Origin of the sequence: Aureimonas sp. N4 (assembly GCF_001463925.1) — a bacterium.
Taxonomy (GTDB): domain Bacteria; phylum Pseudomonadota; class Alphaproteobacteria; order Rhizobiales; family Rhizobiaceae; genus Aureimonas; species Aureimonas ureilytica_A.
In genome coordinates this window covers 1-21,397 of sequence record NZ_BBWS01000002.1, presented here as the reverse complement: position 1 = coordinate 21,397, position 21,397 = coordinate 1, and the positions used below count along the sequence as shown (strand labels likewise).

19 protein-coding genes are annotated in these 21,397 nt (G+C 66.0%); 7 read left to right on the top strand and 12 right to left on the bottom strand.

Annotation, left to right across the window (positions count from 1 at the left end; genetic code table 11):
- Positions 1-1,219: HAMP domain-containing methyl-accepting chemotaxis protein (locus tag AUL28_RS01040; RefSeq protein WP_192843371.1), on the bottom strand; the 1,219-nt coding region annotated here is incomplete at its 3' end.
- 301 nt (positions 1,220-1,520) lie between these two features.
- On the opposite strand from AUL28_RS01040, the gene leuB reads away from it, so the two are divergent.
- Positions 1,521-2,633, top strand: coding sequence for a 3-isopropylmalate dehydrogenase (leuB, locus tag AUL28_RS01035; RefSeq protein ID WP_062230358.1), 1,113 nt, complete (start codon positions 1,521-1,523; stop codon positions 2,631-2,633).
- A gap of 91 nt (positions 2,634-2,724) precedes the next feature.
- On the opposite strand, the gene AUL28_RS01030 is transcribed toward leuB, so the two are convergent.
- Complete coding sequence (locus tag AUL28_RS01030; RefSeq protein WP_062230356.1) at positions 2,725-4,380, bottom strand: MFS transporter; 1,656 nt, start codon at positions 4,378-4,380, stop codon at positions 2,725-2,727.
- Positions 4,381-4,643: 263 nt separating this feature from the next.
- Between AUL28_RS01030 and AUL28_RS23485 the strand changes: the two genes are divergently transcribed.
- A complete protein-coding gene (locus AUL28_RS23485) occupies positions 4,644-4,769 on the top strand; it encodes a hypothetical protein (protein WP_275477493.1) in 126 nt (41 codons plus the stop codon).
- Positions 4,770-4,857: 88 nt separating this feature from the next.
- On the opposite strand, the gene AUL28_RS01025 is transcribed toward AUL28_RS23485, so the two are convergent.
- Entirely contained in the window at positions 4,858-6,090 is a 1,233-nt protein-coding gene (locus tag AUL28_RS01025; RefSeq protein ID WP_062230354.1) for a GTP-binding protein, read from the bottom strand.
- A gap of 244 nt (positions 6,091-6,334) precedes the next feature.
- Between AUL28_RS01025 and AUL28_RS01020 the strand changes: the two genes are divergently transcribed.
- The gene (locus AUL28_RS01020) at positions 6,335-7,366 is read left to right on the top strand and encodes an aspartate-semialdehyde dehydrogenase (RefSeq protein ID WP_062230352.1); all 1,032 of its coding nucleotides are present in this window, start codon (positions 6,335-6,337) and stop codon (positions 7,364-7,366) included.
- An 82-nt stretch (positions 7,367-7,448) separates the two neighbouring features.
- Here the strand turns inward: AUL28_RS01020 and AUL28_RS01015 are convergent, their stop codons facing one another.
- Together AUL28_RS01015 and AUL28_RS01010 are read right to left on the bottom strand one after the other, a co-directional pair.
- On the bottom strand, positions 7,449-8,042 hold the full coding sequence (locus AUL28_RS01015; protein WP_062230350.1) for a fused DSP-PTPase phosphatase/NAD kinase-like protein: 594 nt from the start codon (positions 8,040-8,042) through the stop codon (positions 7,449-7,451).
- A gap of 95 nt (positions 8,043-8,137) precedes the next feature.
- The gene (locus AUL28_RS01010; RefSeq protein WP_192843370.1) at positions 8,138-9,523 is read right to left on the bottom strand and encodes an Nramp family divalent metal transporter; all 1,386 of its coding nucleotides are present in this window, start codon (positions 9,521-9,523) and stop codon (positions 8,138-8,140) included.
- Between the two features lie 643 nt (positions 9,524-10,166).
- Between AUL28_RS01010 and AUL28_RS01005 the strand changes: the two genes are divergently transcribed.
- Complete coding sequence (locus AUL28_RS01005) at positions 10,167-10,592, top strand: Fur family transcriptional regulator (protein WP_058602145.1); 426 nt, start codon at positions 10,167-10,169, stop codon at positions 10,590-10,592.
- A 63-nt stretch (positions 10,593-10,655) separates the two neighbouring features.
- Here AUL28_RS01005 and AUL28_RS01000 read toward each other — a convergent pair whose 3' ends face one another.
- Positions 10,656-11,090 carry an OsmC family protein gene (locus tag AUL28_RS01000; protein ID WP_062219927.1) on the bottom strand — a complete coding sequence of 145 codons (435 nt, stop codon included), beginning with the start codon at positions 11,088-11,090 and terminating at the stop codon, positions 10,656-10,658.
- Between the two features lie 219 nt (positions 11,091-11,309).
- Here AUL28_RS01000 and AUL28_RS00995 point away from each other — a divergent pair, with 219 nt between their 5' ends.
- The 3 genes from AUL28_RS00995 (at position 11,310) to AUL28_RS00985 (ending at position 13,771) form a co-directional block, all read left to right on the top strand.
- Positions 11,310-12,266 carry a tyrosine recombinase XerC gene (locus AUL28_RS00995; RefSeq protein WP_062230360.1) on the top strand — a complete coding sequence of 319 codons (957 nt, stop codon included), beginning with the start codon at positions 11,310-11,312 and terminating at the stop codon, positions 12,264-12,266.
- A gap of 32 nt (positions 12,267-12,298) precedes the next feature.
- The gene (locus AUL28_RS00990) at positions 12,299-13,330 is read left to right on the top strand and encodes a TraB/GumN family protein (RefSeq protein ID WP_062230348.1); all 1,032 of its coding nucleotides are present in this window, start codon (positions 12,299-12,301) and stop codon (positions 13,328-13,330) included.
- A 177-nt stretch (positions 13,331-13,507) separates the two neighbouring features.
- Positions 13,508-13,771, top strand: coding sequence for a hypothetical protein (locus AUL28_RS00985; RefSeq protein ID WP_062230346.1), 264 nt, complete (start codon positions 13,508-13,510; stop codon positions 13,769-13,771).
- 220 nt (positions 13,772-13,991) lie between these two features.
- Here AUL28_RS00985 and AUL28_RS00980 read toward each other — a convergent pair whose 3' ends face one another.
- The 6 genes from AUL28_RS00980 to AUL28_RS00955 all read right to left on the bottom strand — a co-directional run.
- Complete coding sequence (locus AUL28_RS00980; protein ID WP_192843369.1) at positions 13,992-15,086, bottom strand: GGDEF domain-containing protein; 1,095 nt, start codon at positions 15,084-15,086, stop codon at positions 13,992-13,994.
- Positions 15,087-15,581: 495 nt separating this feature from the next.
- Positions 15,582-17,000 carry a dihydrolipoyl dehydrogenase gene (gene lpdA / locus AUL28_RS00975; protein WP_062230341.1) on the bottom strand — a complete coding sequence of 473 codons (1,419 nt, stop codon included), beginning with the start codon at positions 16,998-17,000 and terminating at the stop codon, positions 15,582-15,584.
- A 22-nt stretch (positions 17,001-17,022) separates the two neighbouring features.
- The gene (locus tag AUL28_RS00970) at positions 17,023-17,424 is read right to left on the bottom strand and encodes an MAPEG family protein (protein WP_058602151.1); all 402 of its coding nucleotides are present in this window, start codon (positions 17,422-17,424) and stop codon (positions 17,023-17,025) included.
- Between the two features lie 127 nt (positions 17,425-17,551).
- The gene (locus AUL28_RS00965; protein WP_156419847.1) at positions 17,552-18,130 is read right to left on the bottom strand and encodes a hypothetical protein; all 579 of its coding nucleotides are present in this window, start codon (positions 18,128-18,130) and stop codon (positions 17,552-17,554) included.
- Between the two features lie 107 nt (positions 18,131-18,237).
- A complete protein-coding gene (gene odhB, locus AUL28_RS00960; RefSeq protein WP_058635527.1) occupies positions 18,238-19,485 on the bottom strand; it encodes a 2-oxoglutarate dehydrogenase complex dihydrolipoyllysine-residue succinyltransferase in 1,248 nt (415 codons plus the stop codon).
- A gap of 54 nt (positions 19,486-19,539) precedes the next feature.
- The coding region (locus AUL28_RS00955) for a 2-oxoglutarate dehydrogenase E1 component (protein WP_082640151.1) at positions 19,540-21,397 on the bottom strand (1,858 nt) is incomplete at its 5' end.

The following is a 21,397-nucleotide window of genomic DNA, read 5'->3' as shown; positions in this document are numbered from 1 at the left end:
CGGCGGAGCGCGCCGAGCCGGCGGCGACCAGCGAGGACGAGGCGCGAACGCCCGAGACGATCTCGGAGAGCTTGACCGTCATGTCGCTCATGGCGCGCTGGAGGTCGGCCAGCTCGTCGCGGCCCTTCACTTCGATACGCTGCGTCAGGTCGCCCGAGCCGATGCGCCGCGCCAGTTCCACGGCGCGCGACAGGCCGCGCGAGATCGACAGGCCGAGCCAGGCGGCAACGGCCAACCCGATCAGCACCGCGCCGCCGATCAGCGCGATCAGGAAGATTTTCGTTTCCGTGAAGGCCGTGTTGGCGCGCTGCACGAAGCCGCTGGCGATCTGATCCTCGACCTTCTTCTGCGCGAGAATGCGGGTCTCGAACTTCTCGGCCGCCGGCACGATCTGACTGTTGAACAGGTTGCGAGCGCGGCCCGTGTCATTGGCGATGCCGCCAGAGACCCAGCCGTTCATCGAGTCCTTGAACTGGCCCCAGCGCTTTTCCAGCGAATTCAGCCGGCCTTGGAAGGACGGGTCGGCCGCCGACTTCAGCTGGTTGATATAGGCGCCAAACTGAGCCTGACGCGCGGTCAGAAGCTGCGACATCGCCTTCAGCTTGGCGTCGTCGGTCTCGATCAGCACCTGATTGGCCATCATGCGCATTTCGGGAAACCGGGCGCGCATGTCCGACAGCGTGTTGATCGAAATGGTCATCAGCGGCGTCTGCGGCCCGGCGCGGAAGGCGCTCTGGAGCTGCTGGAGGACATTAGTGATTTCGATGCCGATCGGCTCGGCCTTGCCCATGGCCTTGATCGCGTCGGTGCGGAAGGTCGTGGAGGCGAAGGGGCGCGCCTGCGCGAAGGCGGCGTCGAGTTCGCCAAGCAACGTCTTCATATCGGCGGCGTCCCCGCGCATCGCCTCCGGCAGACCCGCGATATAATCCTGAAGCACGGTGTTCACCGTGCCCATCTTCTCGTCGAAGCGCGCGCCGATCGCCTTCTGCTCGTCGGCTTGCTGGCTGAGGATCAGGCTCTGGAAGTCGCTGCGCGCGGTGGCCTGGAGCGCATAAAGCTCGCCCAGGCGCTGAACCTGCCGAAAAGGCCCATCGGTGAAGGCCTCGGTCTGCTCGTTGGAGCGCCCGAGTTCGCCCAGCCCCACCGCGCCGGTGGCCGCCAACATCACCAGAACGACACCGAAACCCGCCGCGAGCTTGGTCCTGATACTCAATCTCACCGCTTCATCCCCCGATAAGACGCCGGGCGACAGATCCGTCGCCTTATTATTCCTGTTGCAGACGATCGTTCGCCTTTTCCCATTGCCAAGATATTGACGCCTCGGCTCCGCGCACGCCTTCGCTGGAATCGGGGTCAAGAAAGCATGAAGACGCGCCCGCCCAAATGCGCCGACACGCGGGCGCGCCGCGCGATCGGTCCGCTCTGCGCCGGCCATGGCGGCTTGCGGTCGGCGGGCCGGGCCGCTACGACCCGTCCGAACCAACTGCCGCACCGGCGGATTTCGAGCCCTGGGGGATCTCATGACCACGCGCAAGCTTCTTCTTCTGCCGGGCGACGGCATCGGACCGGAGGCGATGGCCGAGGTCGAGAAGCTCGTGACCCTTCTCAACGCGGAGCGCGCGGCGGGCTTCGAGACCGAGCGCGGCCTGGTCGGCGGCGCGGCTTATGACGCGTCGGGCGATCCGATTTCCGACGCCGACATGAACAGGGCCATGGCGGCGGACGCGGTGCTCTTCGGCGCGGTGGGCGGCCCGAAATGGGATAGCGTCCCTTACGAGAAGCGCCCCGAGGCGGGCCTTCTGCGCCTGCGCAAGGACATGTCGCTCTTTGCCAATCTGCGCCCTGCCATCTGCTATCCCGCGCTCGCCGAAGCTTCTTCGCTCAAGCGCGAGCTGGTGGACGGGCTCGACATTCTGATCGTGCGCGAGCTGACCGGCGGCGTCTATTTCGGCGCGCCGAAGGAAATCGTGGATCTCGGCAACGGCCAGAAGCGCGGCATCGACACGCAGATCTACGACACCTACGAGATCGAGCGTATCGCGAAGGTCGCCTTCGAACTGGCGCGCACCCGGCGCGGCCGCGTCACCTCCATGGAAAAGCGCAACGTCATGAAGTCGGGCGTCCTGTGGAACCAGGTCGTCACCGAAACCCACAAGGGCTACAGCGACGTGACGCTCGACCACATGCTGGCGGACGCCGGCGGAATGCAGCTGGTGCGCGCGCCCAAGCAGTTCGACGTCATCGTGACCGACAATCTCTTCGGCGACATGCTGTCCGACATCGCGGCCATGCTGACGGGCTCGCTCGGCATGCTGCCCTCCGCCTCCTTGGGCGCGCCGGACGAGACGAGCGGCCAGCGCCGCGCCATGTACGAGCCCGTCCACGGCTCGGCCCCCGACATCGCGGGCCGCGGCATCGCGAACCCGATCGCCATGATCGCCTCCTTCGCGATGATGCTGCGCTATTCCTTCGCCATGGTGGACGAGGCCGACAAGCTGGAAGCGGCCATCGCCGAAGTTCTGGAGTCGGGCACGCGCACGGGCGACATCATGGCGCCGGGCTGTCGCGAGGTCGGAACGAGCGAGATGGGCGACGCCGTGCTCGACGCCTTCCGCCGCAAGCTCGCGGCCTGAGCGTCTTCGTTTCCTGAAGAACAGACAAAACCGCCGCCCCGGTCTCCCGAGGCGGCGGTTTTCGTTTGAGGCTTATGTTCGAGCGCGTCGATCAGTCGGCGAGATCGACGCCCTTCTTTTCGCGAACGAAGATGACGCCGATCACGACGGTCAGGAGCGCGAAGAAGACCGGGTACCAGAGACCCGCGAAGATATCGCCCGTGGAGGCGACGATCGCAAACGAGGTCGCCGGCAGCAGGCCGCCGAACCAGCCATTGCCGATATGGTAGGGCAAGGACATGGCGGTGTAGCGGATGCGCGTGGGGAAGAACTCCACCAGCGCGGCGGCGATCGGGCCGTAGACGATGGTCACGTAGATCACCATCACCGTCAGGATCGCGATGACCTTCAGCGCTTGGAAGCTGCCGAGCGCCGAGAAGAAGCCGGTGATCTTGACCTTAGCGGGGTCGTTGGCGGCGGGATAGCCGGCCGCGACCATGGCGGGGCCGAGCGCTTCGGAGAAGCCCTTGGCGTCGGTGAAGGCGATCGGCGCGCCGCCATTGACGACGAGCTGCGGCGCGCTGCCGGCGGGCGCGTCCACCTGCGTGTAGCGGAAGGCCTGCTGCGACATGGTGCGGCGCATGATGTCGCAGGGGCTGGTGAAGGTGCGGATGCCGACCGGATCGAACAGCGAGCCGCAGGTGGCGGGATCGGCCACGACTTCCGCCCGCACAGTCTGGATGGCGCTGGCATAGGTCGGGTTGGCCGCGTTGGTCAGTGCGCTGAAGAGCGGGAAATAGGTTGCCGCCGCGAGCAGGCAGCCCGCGAGGATCACCGGCTTGCGCCCGATCCGGTCCGACAGAGAGCCGAACACGAGGAAGAAGGGCGTGGCCACGATCAGCGCCCAGGCGATCAGGACGTTGGCCGTCAGAAGATCGATCTTCAGCACCGTCTGCAGGAAGAACAGCGCGTAGAACTGGCCGGTGTACCAGACCACGGCCTGACCGATCACGAGGCCGAACAGCGCGATCAGGACGATCTTGCCGTTGCGCCAGTTGCCGAAGGCTTCCGAGAGCGGCGCCTTGGACTGGGTGCCCTCTTCCTTCATCTTCTGGAAGATCGGCGATTCATGCATCTGAAGGCGGATATAGATCGAAATCAGAAGCAGGATGATCGACAGAAGGAAGGGAATGCGCCAGCCGCCCGTCAGCCCGAGAAACAGCGGCTGCGAACTCTGGAAGGCGTCTTCGCCCAGATTCAGGCGCAGCGTCACGATCACGAAAAGCGACAGAAGCAGGCCCATGGTCGCCGTGGTCTGAATCCAGGCGGTGTAGAAGCCGCGACGGTTGCGCGGCGAGTGCTCCGCGACATAGACGACCGCGCCGCCATATTCGCCGCCGAGCGCCAGGCCCTGCGCCATGCGCAGCGCCACGAGGATGATCGGCGCGGCAACGCCGATCTGGTCGTAACCCGGCAAAAGGCCGACCGAGAACGTCGACAGGCCCATGATCAGGATCGTCAGAAGGAACGTGTATTTACGTCCGACGAGATCGCCGAGGCGCCCGAAGACCAGCGCGCCGAAGGGGCGCACGAGAAAGCCCGCCGCGAAGGTCAGAAGCGCGAAAATGGCCTGCGTGGCCGGCGGAAATTGCGAGAAGAACTGCCGCCCGATGATCGCGGCGAGCGTTCCGTAGAGATAGAAATCATACCATTCGAAGACGGTGCCGAGCGAGGAGGCGATGATCACCTTGCGCTCGCGCTTCGTCATGGGCTGGCGTTCCAGCGCCGGATCGGCGCTCCTGGAATAACTTGTCACGCGTTGTCCTCCCTGGCCGCATGAAGCGGCGGCGCCTCCCAGCGCTGGTCGCAAAGGCTAACGGATTTTTACGAAATAGGAAGTTACACCGCCCTTTTGCCGACACAATTCAGCTGCGATCACGTGACTGCTATCGTGTATGCTGGTCAGGAACCTCAGGAGCTTGGCCGCATTCTGCCTCCAACGAGACACATCAATCCTTGGAGACCGAACCCATGATCCGCAGCATCATCAAAGCCTTGTTCGTCGGCTGGGTCACGAAGAAGATCGCCGAACGCAGCGCGCGCCGCTCCGCCACGCCGCAGCCGGTGGGCACGCCCTATCCCGATCGCCGCGTCTGATCCGGGCGCCTTGGCACGGGTCAGAGCGTCGAAGTTTTAAAGCGCGAGGCCGGTCTCTCCTATGAGAGGTCGGCCTTTCTCTTAAGTCTCAGGCCGCGCGACCCCATTGCGGAAACGGGTCGGGCAGGGCGTGGAAGCGCGCGGCGTCGAACACGTCCGCCGGGCCGACGAGGCAATCGTCCAGCGCCTCGCGCATCGCCGCCTCGTCCATTCCCGCGCCGATGAAGACGAGTTCCTGTCGCCGGTCGCCCCAGGGCGCGGACCAGTTGCGGCGCAGGAGATCCTGCCATTCCGGCACATCGGGCCAGCGCTCGCGCGGTACCGCCGCCCACCAACGCCCGAGGCCCGACACGCGCGCCACTGCGCCTGCCAGCGAGAACTCGCCCACCCAGTCCGGCCGCGTCGCCAGCCAGAAATGGCCCTTGGCGCGGATGAGACCCGGCCAGACCGCCTTGACGAACGCGTCGAAGCGCTGAGGGTCGAAAGGCCGGCGCGCGCGGTAGACGAAGCTCGACACGCCGTATTCCTCGGTCTCGGGCTTGTGCGCCTCGGGCTGGTACAGTTCCTTGTACCAGAGCGGATGGGTCTGCGCCGTTTCCTCATGGAACAGGCCGGTGTCGAGCACCTCGCCCAGCGGCACGCGGCCGAAATCGGTCTCCACGAGGCGCGCGGTCGGGTTCAGCGCGGTAACAACCGAGCGCACCGCCTGAAGCGTCAGCTTGTCCACTTCGGACGCCTTGTTGATCACCACCACGTCGGCGAACTCGATCTGCTCCACCAGGAGATCCACCAGCGTGCGCTCGTCGCCCTCGCCCGCCGTCTCGCCCCGCTCGGAGAGAAGCACATGCGAGCCGTAGTCGCGCAGAAGGCTGGAGGCATCCACCACCGTCACCATCGTGTCGAGGCGCGCGCGGTCGGACAGGCTTTCGCCCGCCTCGTCGCGGAAGGAGAAGGTGGCGGCGACGGGCAGCGGCTCGGCGATGCCCGTGCCCTCGATCAGGAGATAGTCGAAGCGCCCTTCCTCGGTGAGGCGCTTTACCTCGGCCATCAGATCGCCGCGCAGCGTGCAGCAGATGCAACCGTTCGTCATCTCCACCAGCGTCTCGTCGGTGCGCGACAGATCGGCCCCGCCCTCGCGCACGAGATCGGCGTCAATATTCACCTCGCTCATGTCGTTGACGATGACGGCGACGCGTCGCCCCTCGCGATTGTTGAGGATGTGGTTGAGCAGCGTCGTCTTGCCCGCGCCCAGAAAGCCGGACAGGACGGTGACGGGAAGGCGGGTATCGGTCGGCGTCTCCTGGCAGCGATAACGGCCCATGCGGATCTCCTCGGTAATGTTATAATATTACATAGACCCATTCCAAAGGTGACCGCAAGCCGGAAACCAGCTTCGCCCATTCGGGGCGATTGACAGGGCGAGCGGGCTGGCGCATGAGAAGCGCCATGTCCGCGCTTTCGACCAAAACCACGATTACGCCCTGACCCTCGTTCCGCTCGCCCCCGGAACGGGGCTAGAAGCGCATGACGAGTTCTTGCAGGGGGCGGTGGAACAGGTCAGACCCATGGGTTACAAGGTTGCAGTGGTCGGCGCGACGGGCAATGTCGGCCGCGAAATGCTCAACATCCTGGACGAACGCGGCTTCCCCGCCGACGAAGTGGTGGCGCTCGCCTCCCGTCGTTCGCAGGGCACCGAGGTTTCGTTCGGCGACAAGACCCTGAAGGTCAAGGCGCTCGAACTCTTCGACTTCTCCGATGTCGATATCTGCCTCATGTCCGCCGGCGGCTCGGTCGCCAAGGAATGGGCACCCAAGATCGGCGCGCAGGGCTGCGTCGTGATCGATAATTCCTCGGCCTTCCGCTACGATGCCGACGTACCGCTGATCGTGCCCGAAGTGAACGCCGACGCCGTGACCGGCTTCACGCAGCGCTACATCATCGCCAATCCGAACTGCTCCACCGCGCAGCTCGTGGTGGCGCTGAAGCCCCTGCACGACAAGGCCAAGATCAAGCGCGTCGTCGTCTCGACCTACCAGTCCGTTTCGGGCGCGGGCAAGGAAGGCATGGACGAGCTGTTCGAGCAGAGCCGCGCCGTGTTCGTGGCCGATCCCGTGACCGCCAAGAAGTTCACCAAGCGCATCGCCTTCAACGTCATTCCCCATATCGACGTCTTCATGGAAGACGGCACGACCAAGGAAGAGTGGAAGGTCATGGCCGAGACCAAGAAGATGCTCGATCCGAAGATCAAGGTCACCTGCACGGCCGTGCGCGTGCCCGTCTTCATCGGTCACTCCGAAGCGGTGAACATCGAGTTCGAGAACCCGATCACCGCCGACGAGGCGCGTGAGATCCTGCGCGAAGCCCCCGGCTGCCTCGTGATCGACAAGCACGAGGACGGCGCCTATGCGACGCCGATCGACACGGCGGGCGAGGACGCGACCTATATCAGCCGCATCCGCGAAGACCAGACGCTGGAGAACGGCCTCAACATGTGGGTCGTGGCCGACAATCTGCGCAAGGGCGCGGCGCTGAACGCGATCCAGATCGCGGAACTCCTCGTCAACCGCCGTCTGCTTGGCGCCAAGAAGGCCGCCTGAGCGCGCCAACTGCTCCGCTGACATAAAAAGGGCGGCGCCGTCTCTGGCGCCGCCCTTTTTCGTTTGGCTTCGGTCTCTTGTCTCAGCGAGCGGCCACGGAAGCTGCCGCCGGGCTTGGCGTGGCGTCCGCCGCCGAATATTCGGCAAAGGCTTCGTCCATGGCGCGGGTCTTGTTGCCGAGCCATGGGAAATGGCCGAACATGAGCGACAGCTGATCGGCCGCTTCACCGGCGGCCTGTCCTTGCGAAAGCTCGTAGATCGCGGAGGCGAGGCCCGTGCGATCGGCCCCTTGCAGGCAATGGATCAGAAGCGGCTTGGGCGCACCCTGCATGACGGCTGCGAGATGGCGCATTGTGGCGAGGTCGGGCTTGTGACGGGCCGACAGCGAGACAGAGATGTATTCGACGCCGTTGGCCTCAGCGACCGCCCGCTCCTCCTGCCACCAGGACTCACCCGGATGCTCCCCGCGCAGATTGAGGATCGAGCGCACGCCTTGCGCCTGAATCGTACTGGCGAGATCGGCCGGGCTCATCTGCGCAGCGCGGATCACGCCGCCGCCAACCTCATGCAGATTGCCGCCGAGCAAGGTGAGACCGAGCAGCGCCGGCACGGCGAGAGCGGACGCCCCCAGGCTCGCCAGAAGAAGACAGACGATTTTCCCGCCGACCGAACCCATGGCCCCTCGCGACCCAAACCTGCTGAGGGTTTGTTAGGGCCGCGAGATGGAGACAGCGTCGAGGTTTCCATACGGTTTCGTATAGGAGCGAGGAATCAGCCCGCGAAACCGGAATTCACGAAGTCCAGAACCAGCTTCACGTTGAGCGCGACGATCAGCGTCGCGATCGCGCCGGCAATGGCGAGCAGCCAGATCGGGGCCCGGAAGTTCCCCATCTTGCTGCGGTCGCGCGACATGAGCACCAGCGGCACCACGGCGAAGGGCAGCTGGAGCGACAGGACGACCTGACTGAAGATCAGGAGCTGGCCGGCGCTTTGTTCGCCATAGGCGATGATGATGCCGGCCGCCGGCAGAATGGCGAGGCCGCGCGTGATGAGGCGGCGCACGACCGGGCTGATGCGAAGGCGCAGGAAGCCCTCCATCACGATCTGGCCGGCCAGCGTCGCCGTCACGGTGGAAGAGAGACCCGAGGCCAGCAGCGCGACGGCGAAGAGCACCGGGGCGATGGCCGCACCCAGAAGCGGTGTCAGCAGCGAATGGGCCTGCTCCAGATCCTCGACGCTGCCGTGGCCGGTCGCGTGGAAGGCGGCGGCGGCGAGAATGAGAATGGACGCGTTGACGACGAGTGCGATGCCGAGCGCGAGGGTCGAGTCGATCGTGGCGAAGCGGATCGCCTCGCGCTTGCCCGCCTCGTCCTCGCGGTAGGCGCGCGTCTGCACGATGCCGGTGTGCAGATAGAGATTGTGCGGCATCACGGTCGCGCCCAGAATACCGAGCGCGAGATAGAGCTGACGCTCGTCGGTCACGATCGAGGCCGAGGGCAGAAAGCCGGCGAAGATCGCCGCGATCGAGGGCTGGGCCAGAAGCAGCTGGCCGACAAAGCAGAGCGCGATCACCAGGATCATGGTCGCGACGAAGGCTTCGACATAGCGAAAGCCCCGCGACTGCAGCCAGAGAATGACGAAGACGTCGAAGGCGGTGACGACGACGCCCCATTCGAGCGGCAGGCCGAACAGAAGCTTCAGCGCGATGGCCGTGCCGATGACTTCGGCCAAGTCCGTCGCGACGATGGCGAGTTCGGCCAGAATCCAGAGGCCGATCGAGACGGGCTTGGGATAGGCATCGCGGCAGGCCTGGGCGAGATCGCGGCCCGTGGCAATGGCGAGCCGCGCGCAAAGCGCCTGAAGCACGATGGCCATGAGCGAGGACAGAAGCACCGCGAAGAGCAGCGTGTAGCCGAACTCCGAGCCGCCCGCGAGCGAGGTCGCCCAATTGCCGGGGTCCATATAGCCGACGGCCACGAGATAGCCGGGGCCGAGAAAGGCGAGGAAGCGCCGGAACAGCGTCCCGCCGTCTCCGACCCCCACGCTACGGAACGACTGGTGCAGCGAGCCCTCCCCGCGCTCCCGCGCAAAGCCCTGTTGATCGGGCGGGTTGGCGAAGGAAGGGGCGATCTCGGCCTCGGCCTGACGCGACGACATGCGGGAACCATCCTTTGCGGACTGCGAGCGAGAGTAAAGCTAGGAGCAATCCGCCAACCCGTCAATGCAATTGCAAATGATTTGCAAGAAAGACCATTGCGTCGCGTTGGATGAGGCGCAGCCTCGGGATACGCTGTTCGAAGGCGGCCGGGGTGTGCCGGCGGCAGGTGGCGATCCGGCGAGACGAGAGACCCGCGAGCCGCGAGCCGCGAGCGTCGTAGCCCACTTCGACAACACGCGCCGCTCACGAACTCAGGCGTTGACTCGGGCGCTCAAGCCGCAGGAGCGATCCATCGATTCCGGTATGCGTCCGCTCGGTTCAACGCGGTGCGATCCCGAGACTTCGAAGCGCCCCCTGACTCACCAACCCCATCCCGAGAGAGGCGAGGTCTGCTCTGGTGCTCGCCCTTCCAGACCTCAGGAGCGACGGCCCCCCAATGAGGTTTCCCTTCCGCCTCCTTGGACGCGCCGACAGGCGCTCGGGTGGAAAGCGGGCAAGCTGCGCGAAGCCGGAAACGCAGGTCCTGCGGTATGAGCGATAGAGCGGCTCGACCAACGCCACCGAGTCGGTCCTGTCGGACGCATCCAAGTCCTGCCCGGAAGCGTCTCGCGCGCCGTGCCATTTGCGGGTAGAGAGCCTTGCATGAGCACGGCGAGCCAAGCCCACGACTATGAGAAGCTGCTGCGCGAAGCGGGTGTGCGCATCACACGGCCGCGGCGCACGATCCTGCGCATCCTCAGCGAAGGCGGCGACCATCCGGACGCGCTGGAGATTTTCCGGCGGGCCTCGGCCATCGACCCTTCCATCTCCCTGTCGACCGTTTATCGCACCATGCGGCTTCTGGAAGACAAGGGCGCGATCCATCGCCATGCCTTCGCCAACGGCCCCTCCCGCTTCGAGCAGGCTGACAGCGATCATCACGACCATCTGATCGACATGGACACGGGCGCGGTGATCGAATTCCGCTCCGACCGGATCGAAGCGCTGCAGGACGAGATCGCGCGCGAACTCGGCTACGAGATCGTCTTTCACCGGCTCGAACTCTACGGGCGCAAGCGACGCGGCTAAGTCTCACGCGCCATGAGAAAGCCCGCCGCATCAGCGGCGAGCTTTCGTTTCATGAATGCGGGATCAGACTAGCTTGGCGTCCAGCGAAACCTCGATGGCGCCGAGCGCCTTCGAGATCGGGCAGCCTTCCTTGGCCTGATTGGCGAGCTTCTGGAACGCCGCGTCGTCGATGCCCGGCACCTTGGCTTCCAGCGTGATGGCGCTCGACTTCACCTCGAAGCCGCCATCGGCCTGCTCGACGCTGACCACGGCGCGCGCCTTCAGCTCGTCGGCGGGCGTGCCGTTCTCGGCCAGGAAATGCGACAGCTGCATGGCGAAGCAGCCGGCATGGGCGGCGGCCAGAAGCTCTTCCGGGTTGGTGCCCGACTTGCCGGATTCGTCTTCGAACCGAGCCTTGAACGAATAGCCGTGCTGGCTGAGAGCGCCCGACTGGGTGGTCAGGTTTCCCGTGCCGGTTCCGAGCGCACCGTTCCAGACGGCGGTTGCATGGCGCTTCATGCGGATCTCCTCGTTTCGGCGGACGATCGTCGTCCTGTCCCTTGATCGAATGCGACCGCATGGTGCGTCCGCATTTCATCCCGCGATGTTTTGGGGCGCGACCGGCCGGTTTCCAGCGCGGCAACCTTTCATTTACGCCGAAGCGGCCAGATAGTTGAAACAGCCATGGGTGGCCCGCGCGTCGCCCCCGTCGTCCGGCTGCAAGGAAAGACGCTCGGCATGAACGCCCCTGTTCTGATCTCGGCGACCTCGGACCTTCTGGCCCTGAAGACGCAATGGCTGCGGCGGCTGGAGGTGGAGCGTCAGGCCTCGCCCCAGACGATCGACGCCTATGAGCGCGACGTGCGCCAGTTCCTCACCTTCTTCGCCGGCTACCAGGGCCGCCCCGCCGCTCCGGCCGATCTCGCCGACCTGAAGCCTGCCGAGTTCCGCGCCTTTCTGGCGGAGCGTCGGCGCGACGGCGCGGGCGCTCGCTCGCTCGGGCGTCATCTTTCGGGCGTGCGATCCTTTATCCGCCATCTGGAGCGCGAAGGGTTGGCGTCCGGCGCGGGCGCGGCCTCCATGCGCGCGCCTAAGCGGCCGAAATCCCTGCCCCGCCCCTTGAGCGTGCCGGACGCCCTGGCCGTGACCGAGGAAGCGGGCGCGGGAGCGAGCGAGCCCTGGATCGCGGCCCGCAATGTCGCGGTGCTGACACTGCTCTATGGCTGCGGACTGCGCATCTCGGAAGCGCTGAACCTGCCGGGAGACGCGCTGGCCGATCCGGGCGCGCGCTCCATGACCATCACCGGCAAAGGCAACAAGCAACGCCTCGTGCCCCTTCTGCCGGCCGTGCTGGAGGCCGTGGCCGCCTATCGGCGTCTGTGCCCCTACCAGCTCGCGGCCGATGGCCCCTTGTTTCGCGGCGCGCGCGGCGGACAGCTCGCCCCCGGCATCATCCAGCGCGAGATGCAGCGGCTGCGCGGCTATCTCGGCCTGCCGGATTCGGCAACGCCCCATGCGCTGCGCCATTCCTTCGCCACGCATCTTCTGGCCAAGGGCGGAGACCTGCGCGCCATCCAAGACCTGCTCGGCCATGCCTCGCTGTCCTCGACGCAGGTCTATACCGGCATCGAAGGCGGGCGGCTTCTCCAGATCTATGACGACGCCCATCCGCGCGCGCGGCGCAGCGCGGCTTGACCCTCCCTCCTCTTCCCCGTTCGGGATCGCCCATGTTCGCTCTTGCCTCGCCTCGTCCGCTCCTGCGCCGCTGTGCCGCCCTGGTCGCCTTCGCGCTTCTTGCGTTCCCGGCTCAGGCCGAGACCTCCACCTGCGCCAAAGGAACCAGCGCGCTGCCAGCGCTGGAGCAAAGCGGCAAGCTGGCCGAGGCGGAGCGGGAGGCCGCCGAGGTGCCGAATGGCGAAGGCCGCTTCTACCGCGTCGAGCGGGCAGGCGTGGCACCCTCGTTCCTCTATGGCACGATGCATCTTTCCGATCCGCGCGTTCTGACCCTCCCCCCAAAGGCGCGCGCCGCCTTCGAGGCCGCGTCGGGCATGGTGGTGGAAACCACCGACGCGCTGGATCAGGCGGTCATGGCCAAGGTGCTGCTCTCGCGCCCCGATCTCACCACCCTGCCATCGGGCCAAACGCTGGACACGTTGGTGCCGGCGGATGAAATGGCCCGCCTTCAGCCCGAGCTGGAAGCGCGCGCCATGCCGCTCGCCGCCATTCGCACGCTTCAGCCCTGGTTCCTCGCCACGCAGCTTCTGGTCGCGCCTTGCGAGATGGAGCGCATGAAGAGCGGCGCGCAGGTTCTCGATCTGGCGCTCGCCGGCGAGGCGCGCGAGGCCGGCAAGCCGCTGATGGGCCTCGAAAGCGCCGCCGAGCAGCTGGAGGCGCTCGCCTCCCTGCCGCTCGATCTCCAAGTCGACAATCTCGTGGCGACGCTGGACCTCGTGGATCGGCTGCCCGATCTCTTTGAAACCATGACCGAGCTCTATCTCAGCGATCGCATCTCATTGATCGAGCCCGCAACCTCGGCCCTTGCCCCGAGCGGCACGGACGATGCTCGCTCCATCGAGGTGACGCAGCGCTTCGATGAGGCGGTCGTGCACAAGCGCAACGCCGTGATGTCGGAGCGGCTGGGTCCGCTTCTTCAGCGCGGCGGCCTGTTCGTGGCCGTCGGGGCGCTGCATCTGCCGGGCGAGACCGGCTTGGTCGAAAGCCTCCGGCGCGCCGGCTGGAGCGTGACGCGCATTCCCTGACGAAAGACACGCGGAGCCGGCGACAACGGCGCCGAAGCATCGTCTGCCTCGGGCCGACAGCGGGCCGGGCTTTCCCAGTCCTCTTCGCGGCGGTCGCCGCTCTCTGCGCGGGCGCAGGGAACCTCGGACCGGCCCCCGCTCGTTTCCTTCGCGAATCGATCAGCGGGAGATGCTTCCATGCGCCGACTTCTTCTTGCCCTTCTGGCTCTGCCGCTCGCAGGCTGCGTTCCGACTGCGCCGCCCATCGGCCTCGCCCCCGCGTCCTACCGCCCGCCAGTGCGCCCCGGCTGCGAGAACTACGCCGATCAGACGGCGCGCAACGCCTATGAGAACCTGACGGACCGCGAGGATTCGATCGGCGTCGATCTCCTGAACCGCCAAAACGCCGAGGATGCGGGACGGCGAGCCTATGCGCGCTGCCGGGCGGGGCGATTGAACTGAGAAAGGCTTCCCCCGAGCGAACGGGACCAAGCCCCCCCGCGCTGAGGCCTGAGCCCATCGACCCTCGCTCTCAAGGCGCATCGTGAAGTCTGTGGAGCAAGGTCGCGGCAGCGGAGCCTTCAGAGCGGGGCTCGCATGCTCTAGAGATCCGCCTATCGAGGGAGAGCCGCTCCGCCGACGCTCAGCATACGGCGAATGGCTTGGAAGCCCACGAAGCCGATCAGGCGTGTTGCCGAGCCTCTGTACGCTCGGGCAAACGCTTTGCTCCGCTCAGGGCGGCATTGTGCAGGCGGCGGAGATCCTGCGCGGTCGGGGCTTGGTGCGTTGCGATCGGCTCGAACTCGACGCGGTTCCGCCCGTTGGCCTTGGCGCGATAAAGGGCGTGGTCGGCGCGATCGAGGACGACGCGGCTGTTTTCAGGCCCGACAGCCAAGGTTCCACCGATGCTGATCGTCACCCTCTCGCCATCCCGGCCAAGATGGCGGATGTCGAGCGCCAGAACCGCCTGGCGGAAGGCCTCCAACCGCGGCATCATCTCTTCGCCTTCCACGAGCGGAAAGAGGACCGCAAACTCCTCCCCGCCATACCGTGCCACGAAAGCGGCGCCCGCCGCCTTGCGCAGGCTGGTGGCGATGCGACGAAGACATTCGTCGCCCGACAAATGGCCAGCCGTATCGTTCAGCGCCTTGAAGTAATCGACATCCAGGAGAGCCACGCAGACAGGCTGGCACGGGAGCGCTCGCGCGAGATGCTCCATCAGGCAGGTGTCGAACGCACGGCGGTTGGCGATGCCCGTCAGCGAGTCGACCTTGGCGAGCCGCTCCAACGATGCCAGCTGAGAAATCCGCTGCTGATGGAGCAATCGGCTCCGATAGCGCAGAAGAAAAGCCTCTCGTCGAAGGGCCGAAATCTCCCCGTTCACATGATCGCTGACCATACGCAGGACCATGGCGACACCGATGAAGACGGCGGCCCGGCCGAACGGGAGCAGTGCGATGCCACCACACGCAATCACCAGAACGAGGCCCGCAGTCGCTCGGCGTATCCAGGCCTTGGGAAAAGGCGCGCCGATGGAAATCGCGAGCGTTGCGAGGGGGCCAAGAAGCGTATTCGGCGTCACAGCGCTCTGTGTCCAGAGCGGCAACAATATCAGCTTCATCTGGAGGAAGGCCGTGCCCAGCGTCAAAACACCGACCGCAGCCAGCAACCATTTCCGGCGGGTCAGCAGGCTGGCTGGAAAGGCCAGCAATGCCAGAAACACCATCGCTATGACGGCGTATGTATGGATGGGCGTGGCCCAGCCGGCCGGCGTCATGGCCAGACCGAACGCCCAGATGCCGTGGGCGCTTCCCCAGAGTCGGAGCCAGGATCCGATCCGCTTGGGTCGCTCCCGGTCCTCTTGTTCCCGAAACGTCTGTTCCAGCGCTGAAGGGAAAGGCGAGCCGTCGATGCCGCGTGCGAGTTCCGTTTCGACCAGTGCGAGCGAATCTTGCGAGGCGACATCGTCTGTCCGCGGGTCGCCGTGAGGGGAGGCCTGCTTGGCCGCCCCTCGGGTGCCCAAAAGATAAACGGCTGCAAGGCTCATCGAACGACCCGACCGGGGACACGGCCCATGCCTCCCCACGATCGCGCCAGATTGAAGCCTGGCACCTTACGCTACGTTAAAGGTTCCCGCGGTCACGCGTCTCACGTGAAACATGATGAATAGCATCTTAACCGCGTCGTCCGATTTCGCGCCACCGAACTTAAGAACCGGAACCCGGAAGCGTGAGGATCGAGGCGCCGCGAGATTCGCAGCGCCTCTCGAGCCTTACATATGGATCGGCTTGGCAAAAGCCGCGAAGGCCGCCTCGCGCACGGCTTCCGACATGGTCGGATGCGCGTGGCAGGTGCGGGCCAGATCCTCCGACGAGCCGCCGAACTCCATCAGCACGGCCGCTTCCGCGATCATCTCGCCGGCGCCATGGCCGACGATATGCGCGCCCAGAACCCGGTCGGTCTTGGCATCGGCCAGAACCTTCACGAACCCATCCGTGTGCAGCATGGCGCGGGCGCGGCCGTTGGCCGAGAAGGGGAATTTGCCGACCTTGTAGGCGACACCGTTCTTCTTCAGTTCTTCCTCGGTCTGACCGACGGAGGCGACCTCGGGCGAGGTGTAGACCACCGAGGGGATCACGGCGTAGTTCACGTGACCCTTCTGGCCGGCGAGGATTTCGGCGAGCGCGATGCCCTCGTCCTCGGCCTTGTGCGCCAGCATCGGACCCTTCACCACGTCGCCGATGGCGTAGATGCCCTCGACATTGGTGCGGTAATGCGCGTCGATCTCGACCCGGCCCGCCTTGTCCAGCGCGACGCCGGCTTCCTGAAGGCCGAGACCGTCCGTGTAGGGCTTGCGGCCGGTTGCGATCAGAACGACCTCGGCTTCCAGCGTCTCGGCCGCGCCGCCCTGCGCCGGCTCGAAGGTCACGCTCGCGCCGGCCGAGCTCTTGGCGACGGCGGTGACGCGCGCGCCGAGCTTGAAATGGAAGCCCTGCTTGACGAGGAGCTTCTGGAACTGGGTCGAGACGTCGGCGTCCATGGGGCCGAGAATCTTGTCGAGATATTCCACCACGGTGACGCGCGCGCCCAGACGCGACCAGACCGAGCCGAGTTCGAGGCCGATGACGCCGCCGCCGACCACCACCATCGTGGCCGGCACCTTCTTCAGCGCGATCGCATCGTCCGAGGAGACGATCGTGTCCCGGTCGAAAGCGACGTCGAGGCCGGGAATGCCGGCGACGGACGAGCCGGTCGCGATGCAGATCGCCTTGGTCTTGAGCGTGCGCTTGGCGCCGTCCTCGCCCGTCACCTCGACCTCGCCGGCCTTCACGATGCGGCCCGCGCCCGTGACGCCGGTGATCTTGTTCTTCTTGAACAGGAAGGCGACGCCGTCCGTGTTGGCGCGCACGGTCTTGTCCTTGTGCGTCAGCATGGTCGGCAGGTCCAATTCCGGCGTCACCTTCACGCCGAGATCGGCAAAGCCGTGGCTGGCTTCCGCGAACATCTCGGAGGCGTGCAGGAGCGCCTTGGACGGGATGCAGCCGACATTGAGGCAGGTGCCGCCATAGGTGGCGCGCTTTTCCACCACAGCCACCTTCAGCCCGAGCTGGGCGGCCTTCACGGCGCAGACATAGCCGCCGGGGCCGGAGCCGATGACGACGAGATCGAAGGTTTCAGACGTGTCGGACATGGGTTGATCGTCTTTTCGTTTGTCAGAGGAAGCGAATGAGCATGAGGAGAAGCCCGATCACCGAGATCAGCCAGGCAAGGCTGCGGATATAGGGAACCCCGAAGAGATAGAGCGGGATGTAGACGAGGCGGGCGACGAACCAGACGAGAGCCCCGGTCGCGCCGATCCCCCCGGTGCGTCCCGAGACGGCCAGCGCGAGAGCCAGCGCAATAAAGGCCGGCCATGTTTCCTGAAAGTTGCGCAGCGCGCGGTCGGCTCGGCCGGCATAGGTTCCGAGGGGCTTGGCCTGCCCGTCGCGCGGACCGGCATTCCACTCTCGGCCCCGCTCGCGTGTCACGAGCTGGCCCTGAAGGCCGACATGAATGAAGAGGATGATGACGGACCAGCCGAGAAGGGCCAGTTCCAGAGACAAGGGCGTGTTCATATCCAAGAAGGCTCCGCACTCGGGCGCGTCATGCGCCGCTTGTCTCCTGAGCTAGGGCGCACGCGGCCGGTCGAAACCATTGCCAACGGCGATCGGGCGCAGCGGGGCGCTGACGCAGGTCCGGTTCTCACGGCTTGGCCGGCGGATTCGGCTGGGAACAGTCGCCCTGCCCCTCCTCGAACTTCGCCTTGGACTGGCGCAGATTGCCGCGAACGATGCCCATAGGCTGGAAGGGTGGCTCGGCCTGCGTGGCCGGCTGCACGAGACGCAACTCGTAGCAACCCGAAAACACGGTCGCGGTGCCGCCGCGCGTCGCCTCGACCACGACCGGTAAGCGATAATAGGTGGAGCCCGCCGCTCCTTCCGCCTCGCTCGCGCCGAGCTTCAGGCGCACGCGGCTCGTGTCCTGATAGCCCTTGGCGAAGGTCTCGAAATCCGGCCGGTCCGGCTCCTCACGGAAATAGCTCCAGGCGCGAACGAATTCGCGCCGGTTGATCGCGTTGTAGAGGCTTTCGATCACCGCGTTCGGCGTCGAGCGGTCGTCCCGGTAATCCGGTGTTTCCTGCGCGCGGGCGGGCGCGGCGGGACCGAGCACCAAAAGCCCCAGCAGCATCGCGGACGGGAACCCGCCCCAGCGTCCGGCACGGGCCTTGGAAGGCTTCGTTTCCCTCGTCGTCTCGCGGGGGCATGAGGCGTTCCGGCCCATGGACGTCCTTGGTATTGATACGGCGTTTGGGGTTGGTCGGAGGCGGCCCGAAGGCCGCCTCCCGAGGGGATGAGAGAGCGGGAGGCTAGCCCCCGCCGGCTCCGATCTTAGAGGTCGAGCACCAGACGCTCGGGGTCTTCGAGCGAGTCCTTGACGCGCACGAGGAAGGTCACGGCTTCCTTGCCGTCGACGATCCGGTGATCGTAGGAGAGCGCGAGATACATCATCGGACGGATCTCGATCTTGCCGCCCACCACCATCGGGCGCTCCTGGATCTTATGCATGCCCAGAATGCCGGACTGCGGCGCGTTCAGGATCGGCGTCGACATCAGCGAGCCGTAAACGCCGCCATTCGTGATGGTGAATGTGCCGCCCTGCATGTCGCTCATGGTCAGCGAGCCATCACGCGCGGCCTTGGCGAGGCGGCCGAGTTCCTTCTCGATGCCCGCGATCGACATCTGGTCGGCGTCGCGCACCACCGGAACCACGAGGCCCTTGTCGGTGCCAACCGCCATGCCGACATGGCAGTAGTTCTTGTAGATCAGGTCGGTGCCGTCGATCTCGGCGTTGACGGCCGGGATTTCCTTCAGCGCGTGCGTCACGGCCTTGGTGAAGAAGCCCATGAAGCCGAGCTTCACGCCATGCTTCTTCTCGAACAGGTCCTTGTAGCGGGCGCGCAGTTCCATCACCGCCGTCATGTCCACCTCGTTGAAGGTGGTGAGCATGGCGGCCGTGTTCTGCGCGTCCTTGAGGCGGCGCGCGATGGTCTGGCGCAGCTTGGTCATGCGCACGCGCTCTTCGCGCGGCGCGTCGGAGGCCGAAGACGGCGCGCGAGGAGCGGCCGGAGCGGAGGCGGCGGGCGCCGTCGTGCCCTTGGCGATGGCGTCGAGAACGTCGCCCTTCAGGATCTGGCCGCGCTTGCCCGAGCCATCGACGTCGGACGCGGAAACGCCCTTCTCGGCCATGAGCTTCTGCGCGGACGGGGCCGCCGGCATGTCCGAGCCGGACGCGGCCGGAGCCGGGGCAGCGGCGGGAGCCGGCGCCGCGTTGCCATAGCCTTCCTTGGCCTCGGGGGCCGGGGTGGCGGGCTTGGCGCTTGCGGGCGCAGCAGACGCGCCAGCTTCGCCGATCACCGCGATCAGCGCGCCGACGCCGACCGTCTCGCCTTCCTTGGCGACGATCTCGGCCAGCGTGCCGGCGGCGGGCGCGGGCACTTCCACCGTCACCTTGTCGGTTTCAAGCTCGGCGATGATCTCGTCCTGGCTGACCTGATCGCCCGCCTTCTTGAACCACTGGCCGATCGTGGCCTCGGTAACGGATTCGCCCAGCGTCGGGACTTTGACTTCGGTGCTCATCGCTTGCTCATTCGTGACTGAAATTGGAAACCAAAAGGGTGGGGGCGGCGGCCGTCAGGCCGCCGCGTCGCCGAGAGCTTCCTCGAGGAAGGCTTCCAGCTGCGCGAGATGCTTGGACATGGTGCCCACCGCCGGCGAGGCCGCGGCCTGACGCCCAGCATAGCGGGCGCGGCGCTTGGTGCCGCCGATGCGGTCCAGCACCCATTCCAGATAGGGCTCGATGAAGCTCCAGGCGCCCATGTTCTTGGGCTCTTCCTGGCACCAGACGATCTCGGCATCCTTGAAGCGCGACAGCTCGTTGACCAGCGATTTCGCCGGGAACGGATAAAGCTGCTCGACGCGCAGGAGGTAGATGTCGTCCACGCCCCGCTTCTCGCGCTCTTCCAGAAGGTCGTAATAGACCTTGCCGGTGCACAGCACGACGCGGCGGATGTCCTTGTCCTTCTTGAGCTTCACCGTCAGCGTCGAGGGGCGCATCTCGGCATCGTCCCAGAGGAGACGGTGGAACGAGGTGTCGCCGCCCAGCTCCGTCAGATCCGACACGGCGCGCTTGTGGCGCAGCAGGGACTTGGGCGCCATCAGGATCAGCGGCTTGCGGAAGTCGCGCTTCATCTGCCGGCGCAGGATGTGGAAGTAGTTCGCCGGCGTGGTGACGTTGGCGACCTGCATATTGTCCTGCGCGCATTGCTGCAGGAAGCGCTCCAGACGCGCCGAGGAGTGCTCGGGACCCTGACCCTCGTAGCCGTGCGGCAGCAGCATGACGAGACCCGACATGCGCAGCCACTTGGCTTCGCCCGACGAGATGAACTGGTCGATCACGACCTGCGCGCCGTTCACGAAGTCGCCGAACTGGGCTTCCCAGAGCGTCAAGGCGTTCGGCTCGGCCAGAGAGTAGCCGTATTCGAAGCCGAGCACGGCCTCTTCCGAGAGCATCGAGTTGATGACCTCGTAGGCCGCCTGGCCCTTGGCGAGGTTCGAGAGCGGAATGTAGCGGTTCTCGTTGCGCTGATCGTAAAGGACCGAATGGCGCTGCGAGAAGGTGCCGCGCTCGGAATCCTGGCCCGACAGGCGGATCGGCGTGCCCTCGGTCAGAAGCGAGGCGAAGGCCAGGGCCTCGCCGGTCGCCCAGTCGAGATTTTCGCCGGTCTCGATCGCCTTGGCGCGGTTCTCGAGGAAGCGGCCGATGGTCTTGTGGACCTCGAAATCGGCCGGAATCTCGGTCAGCTTGCGGCCGAGTTCCTTCAGCGTCTTGACGGGAACGCCGGTGATGCCGCGGCGCTGCTCGTCCTCGTCGTCGGCGCGCTTGAGGCCCGACCAGGCGCCGTCGAGCCAGTCCGCCTTGTTGGGCTGGTAGCTCTGGCCGGCCTCGTATTCGGCCTCGAGATCCGCGCGCCATTCGGCCTTGCGGGCATCGACGTCTTCCTGGCTGAGGACGCCATCGGCCACCAGCTTGGCGGCGTAGATTTCGAGCGTCGTCTTCTGCTCGCGGATCTTGCGATACATGATCGGCTGCGTGAAGCCGGGCTCGTCGCCTTCGTTATGGCCGAAGCGACGGTAGCAGAACATGTCGACGACGACGGGCTTGCCGAAGGTCTGGCGGAACTCGATCGCGATCTTGGCGGCGTAGGTCACGGCCTCCGGGTCGTCGCCATTGACGTGGAAGATCGGCGCTTCGACCATCTTCGCCACGTCGGACGGATAGGGCGAGGAGCGCGAGAAGCGCGGATTGGTGGTGAAGCCGATCTGGTTGTTGATGATGACGTGCAGCGTGCCGCCGACGCGGTGGCCGCGCAGGCCCGACAGGCCGAAGCATTCCGCCACGACGCCCTGGCCGGCAAAGGCCGCGTCGCCATGGATCAGCAGCGGCAGAACCTCGGCGCGCACTTCGGCGGGAACCGGCTCGGTGCGGGTG

Bases quoted from the DNA above. Each gene is read 5' to 3' on its own strand.
- leuB (WP_062230358.1), top strand. From the start codon at position 1,521: ATGACCACGCGCAAGCTTCTTCTTCTGCCGGGCGACGGCATCGGACCG.
- AUL28_RS01030 (WP_062230356.1), bottom strand. From the start codon at position 4,380: ATGACGAAGCGCGAGCGCAAGGTGATCATCGCCTCCTCGCTCGGCACC.
- AUL28_RS23485 (WP_275477493.1), top strand. From the start codon at position 4,644: ATGATCCGCAGCATCATCAAAGCCTTGTTCGTCGGCTGGGTCACGAAG.
- AUL28_RS01025 (WP_062230354.1), bottom strand. From the start codon at position 6,090: ATGGGCCGTTATCGCTGCCAGGAGACGCCGACCGATACCCGCCTTCCC.
- AUL28_RS01020 (WP_062230352.1), top strand. From the start codon at position 6,335: ATGGGTTACAAGGTTGCAGTGGTCGGCGCGACGGGCAATGTCGGCCGC.
- AUL28_RS01015 (WP_062230350.1), bottom strand. From the start codon at position 8,042: ATGGGTTCGGTCGGCGGGAAAATCGTCTGTCTTCTTCTGGCGAGCCTG.
- AUL28_RS01010 (WP_192843370.1), bottom strand. From the start codon at position 9,523: ATGTCGTCGCGTCAGGCCGAGGCCGAGATCGCCCCTTCCTTCGCCAAC.
- AUL28_RS01005 (WP_058602145.1), top strand. From the start codon at position 10,167: ATGAGCACGGCGAGCCAAGCCCACGACTATGAGAAGCTGCTGCGCGAA.
- AUL28_RS01000 (WP_062219927.1), bottom strand. From the start codon at position 11,090: ATGAAGCGCCATGCAACCGCCGTCTGGAACGGTGCGCTCGGAACCGGC.
- AUL28_RS00995 (WP_062230360.1), top strand. From the start codon at position 11,310: ATGAACGCCCCTGTTCTGATCTCGGCGACCTCGGACCTTCTGGCCCTG.
- AUL28_RS00990 (WP_062230348.1), top strand. From the start codon at position 12,299: ATGTTCGCTCTTGCCTCGCCTCGTCCGCTCCTGCGCCGCTGTGCCGCC.
- AUL28_RS00985 (WP_062230346.1), top strand. From the start codon at position 13,508: ATGCGCCGACTTCTTCTTGCCCTTCTGGCTCTGCCGCTCGCAGGCTGC.
- AUL28_RS00980 (WP_192843369.1), bottom strand. From the start codon at position 15,086: ATGACGCCGGCCGGCTGGGCCACGCCCATCCATACATACGCCGTCATA.
- lpdA (WP_062230341.1), bottom strand. From the start codon at position 17,000: ATGTCCGACACGTCTGAAACCTTCGATCTCGTCGTCATCGGCTCCGGC.
- AUL28_RS00970 (WP_058602151.1), bottom strand. From the start codon at position 17,424: ATGAACACGCCCTTGTCTCTGGAACTGGCCCTTCTCGGCTGGTCCGTC.
- AUL28_RS00965 (WP_156419847.1), bottom strand. From the start codon at position 18,130: ATGGGCCGGAACGCCTCATGCCCCCGCGAGACGACGAGGGAAACGAAG.
- odhB (WP_058635527.1), bottom strand. From the start codon at position 19,485: ATGAGCACCGAAGTCAAAGTCCCGACGCTGGGCGAATCCGTTACCGAG.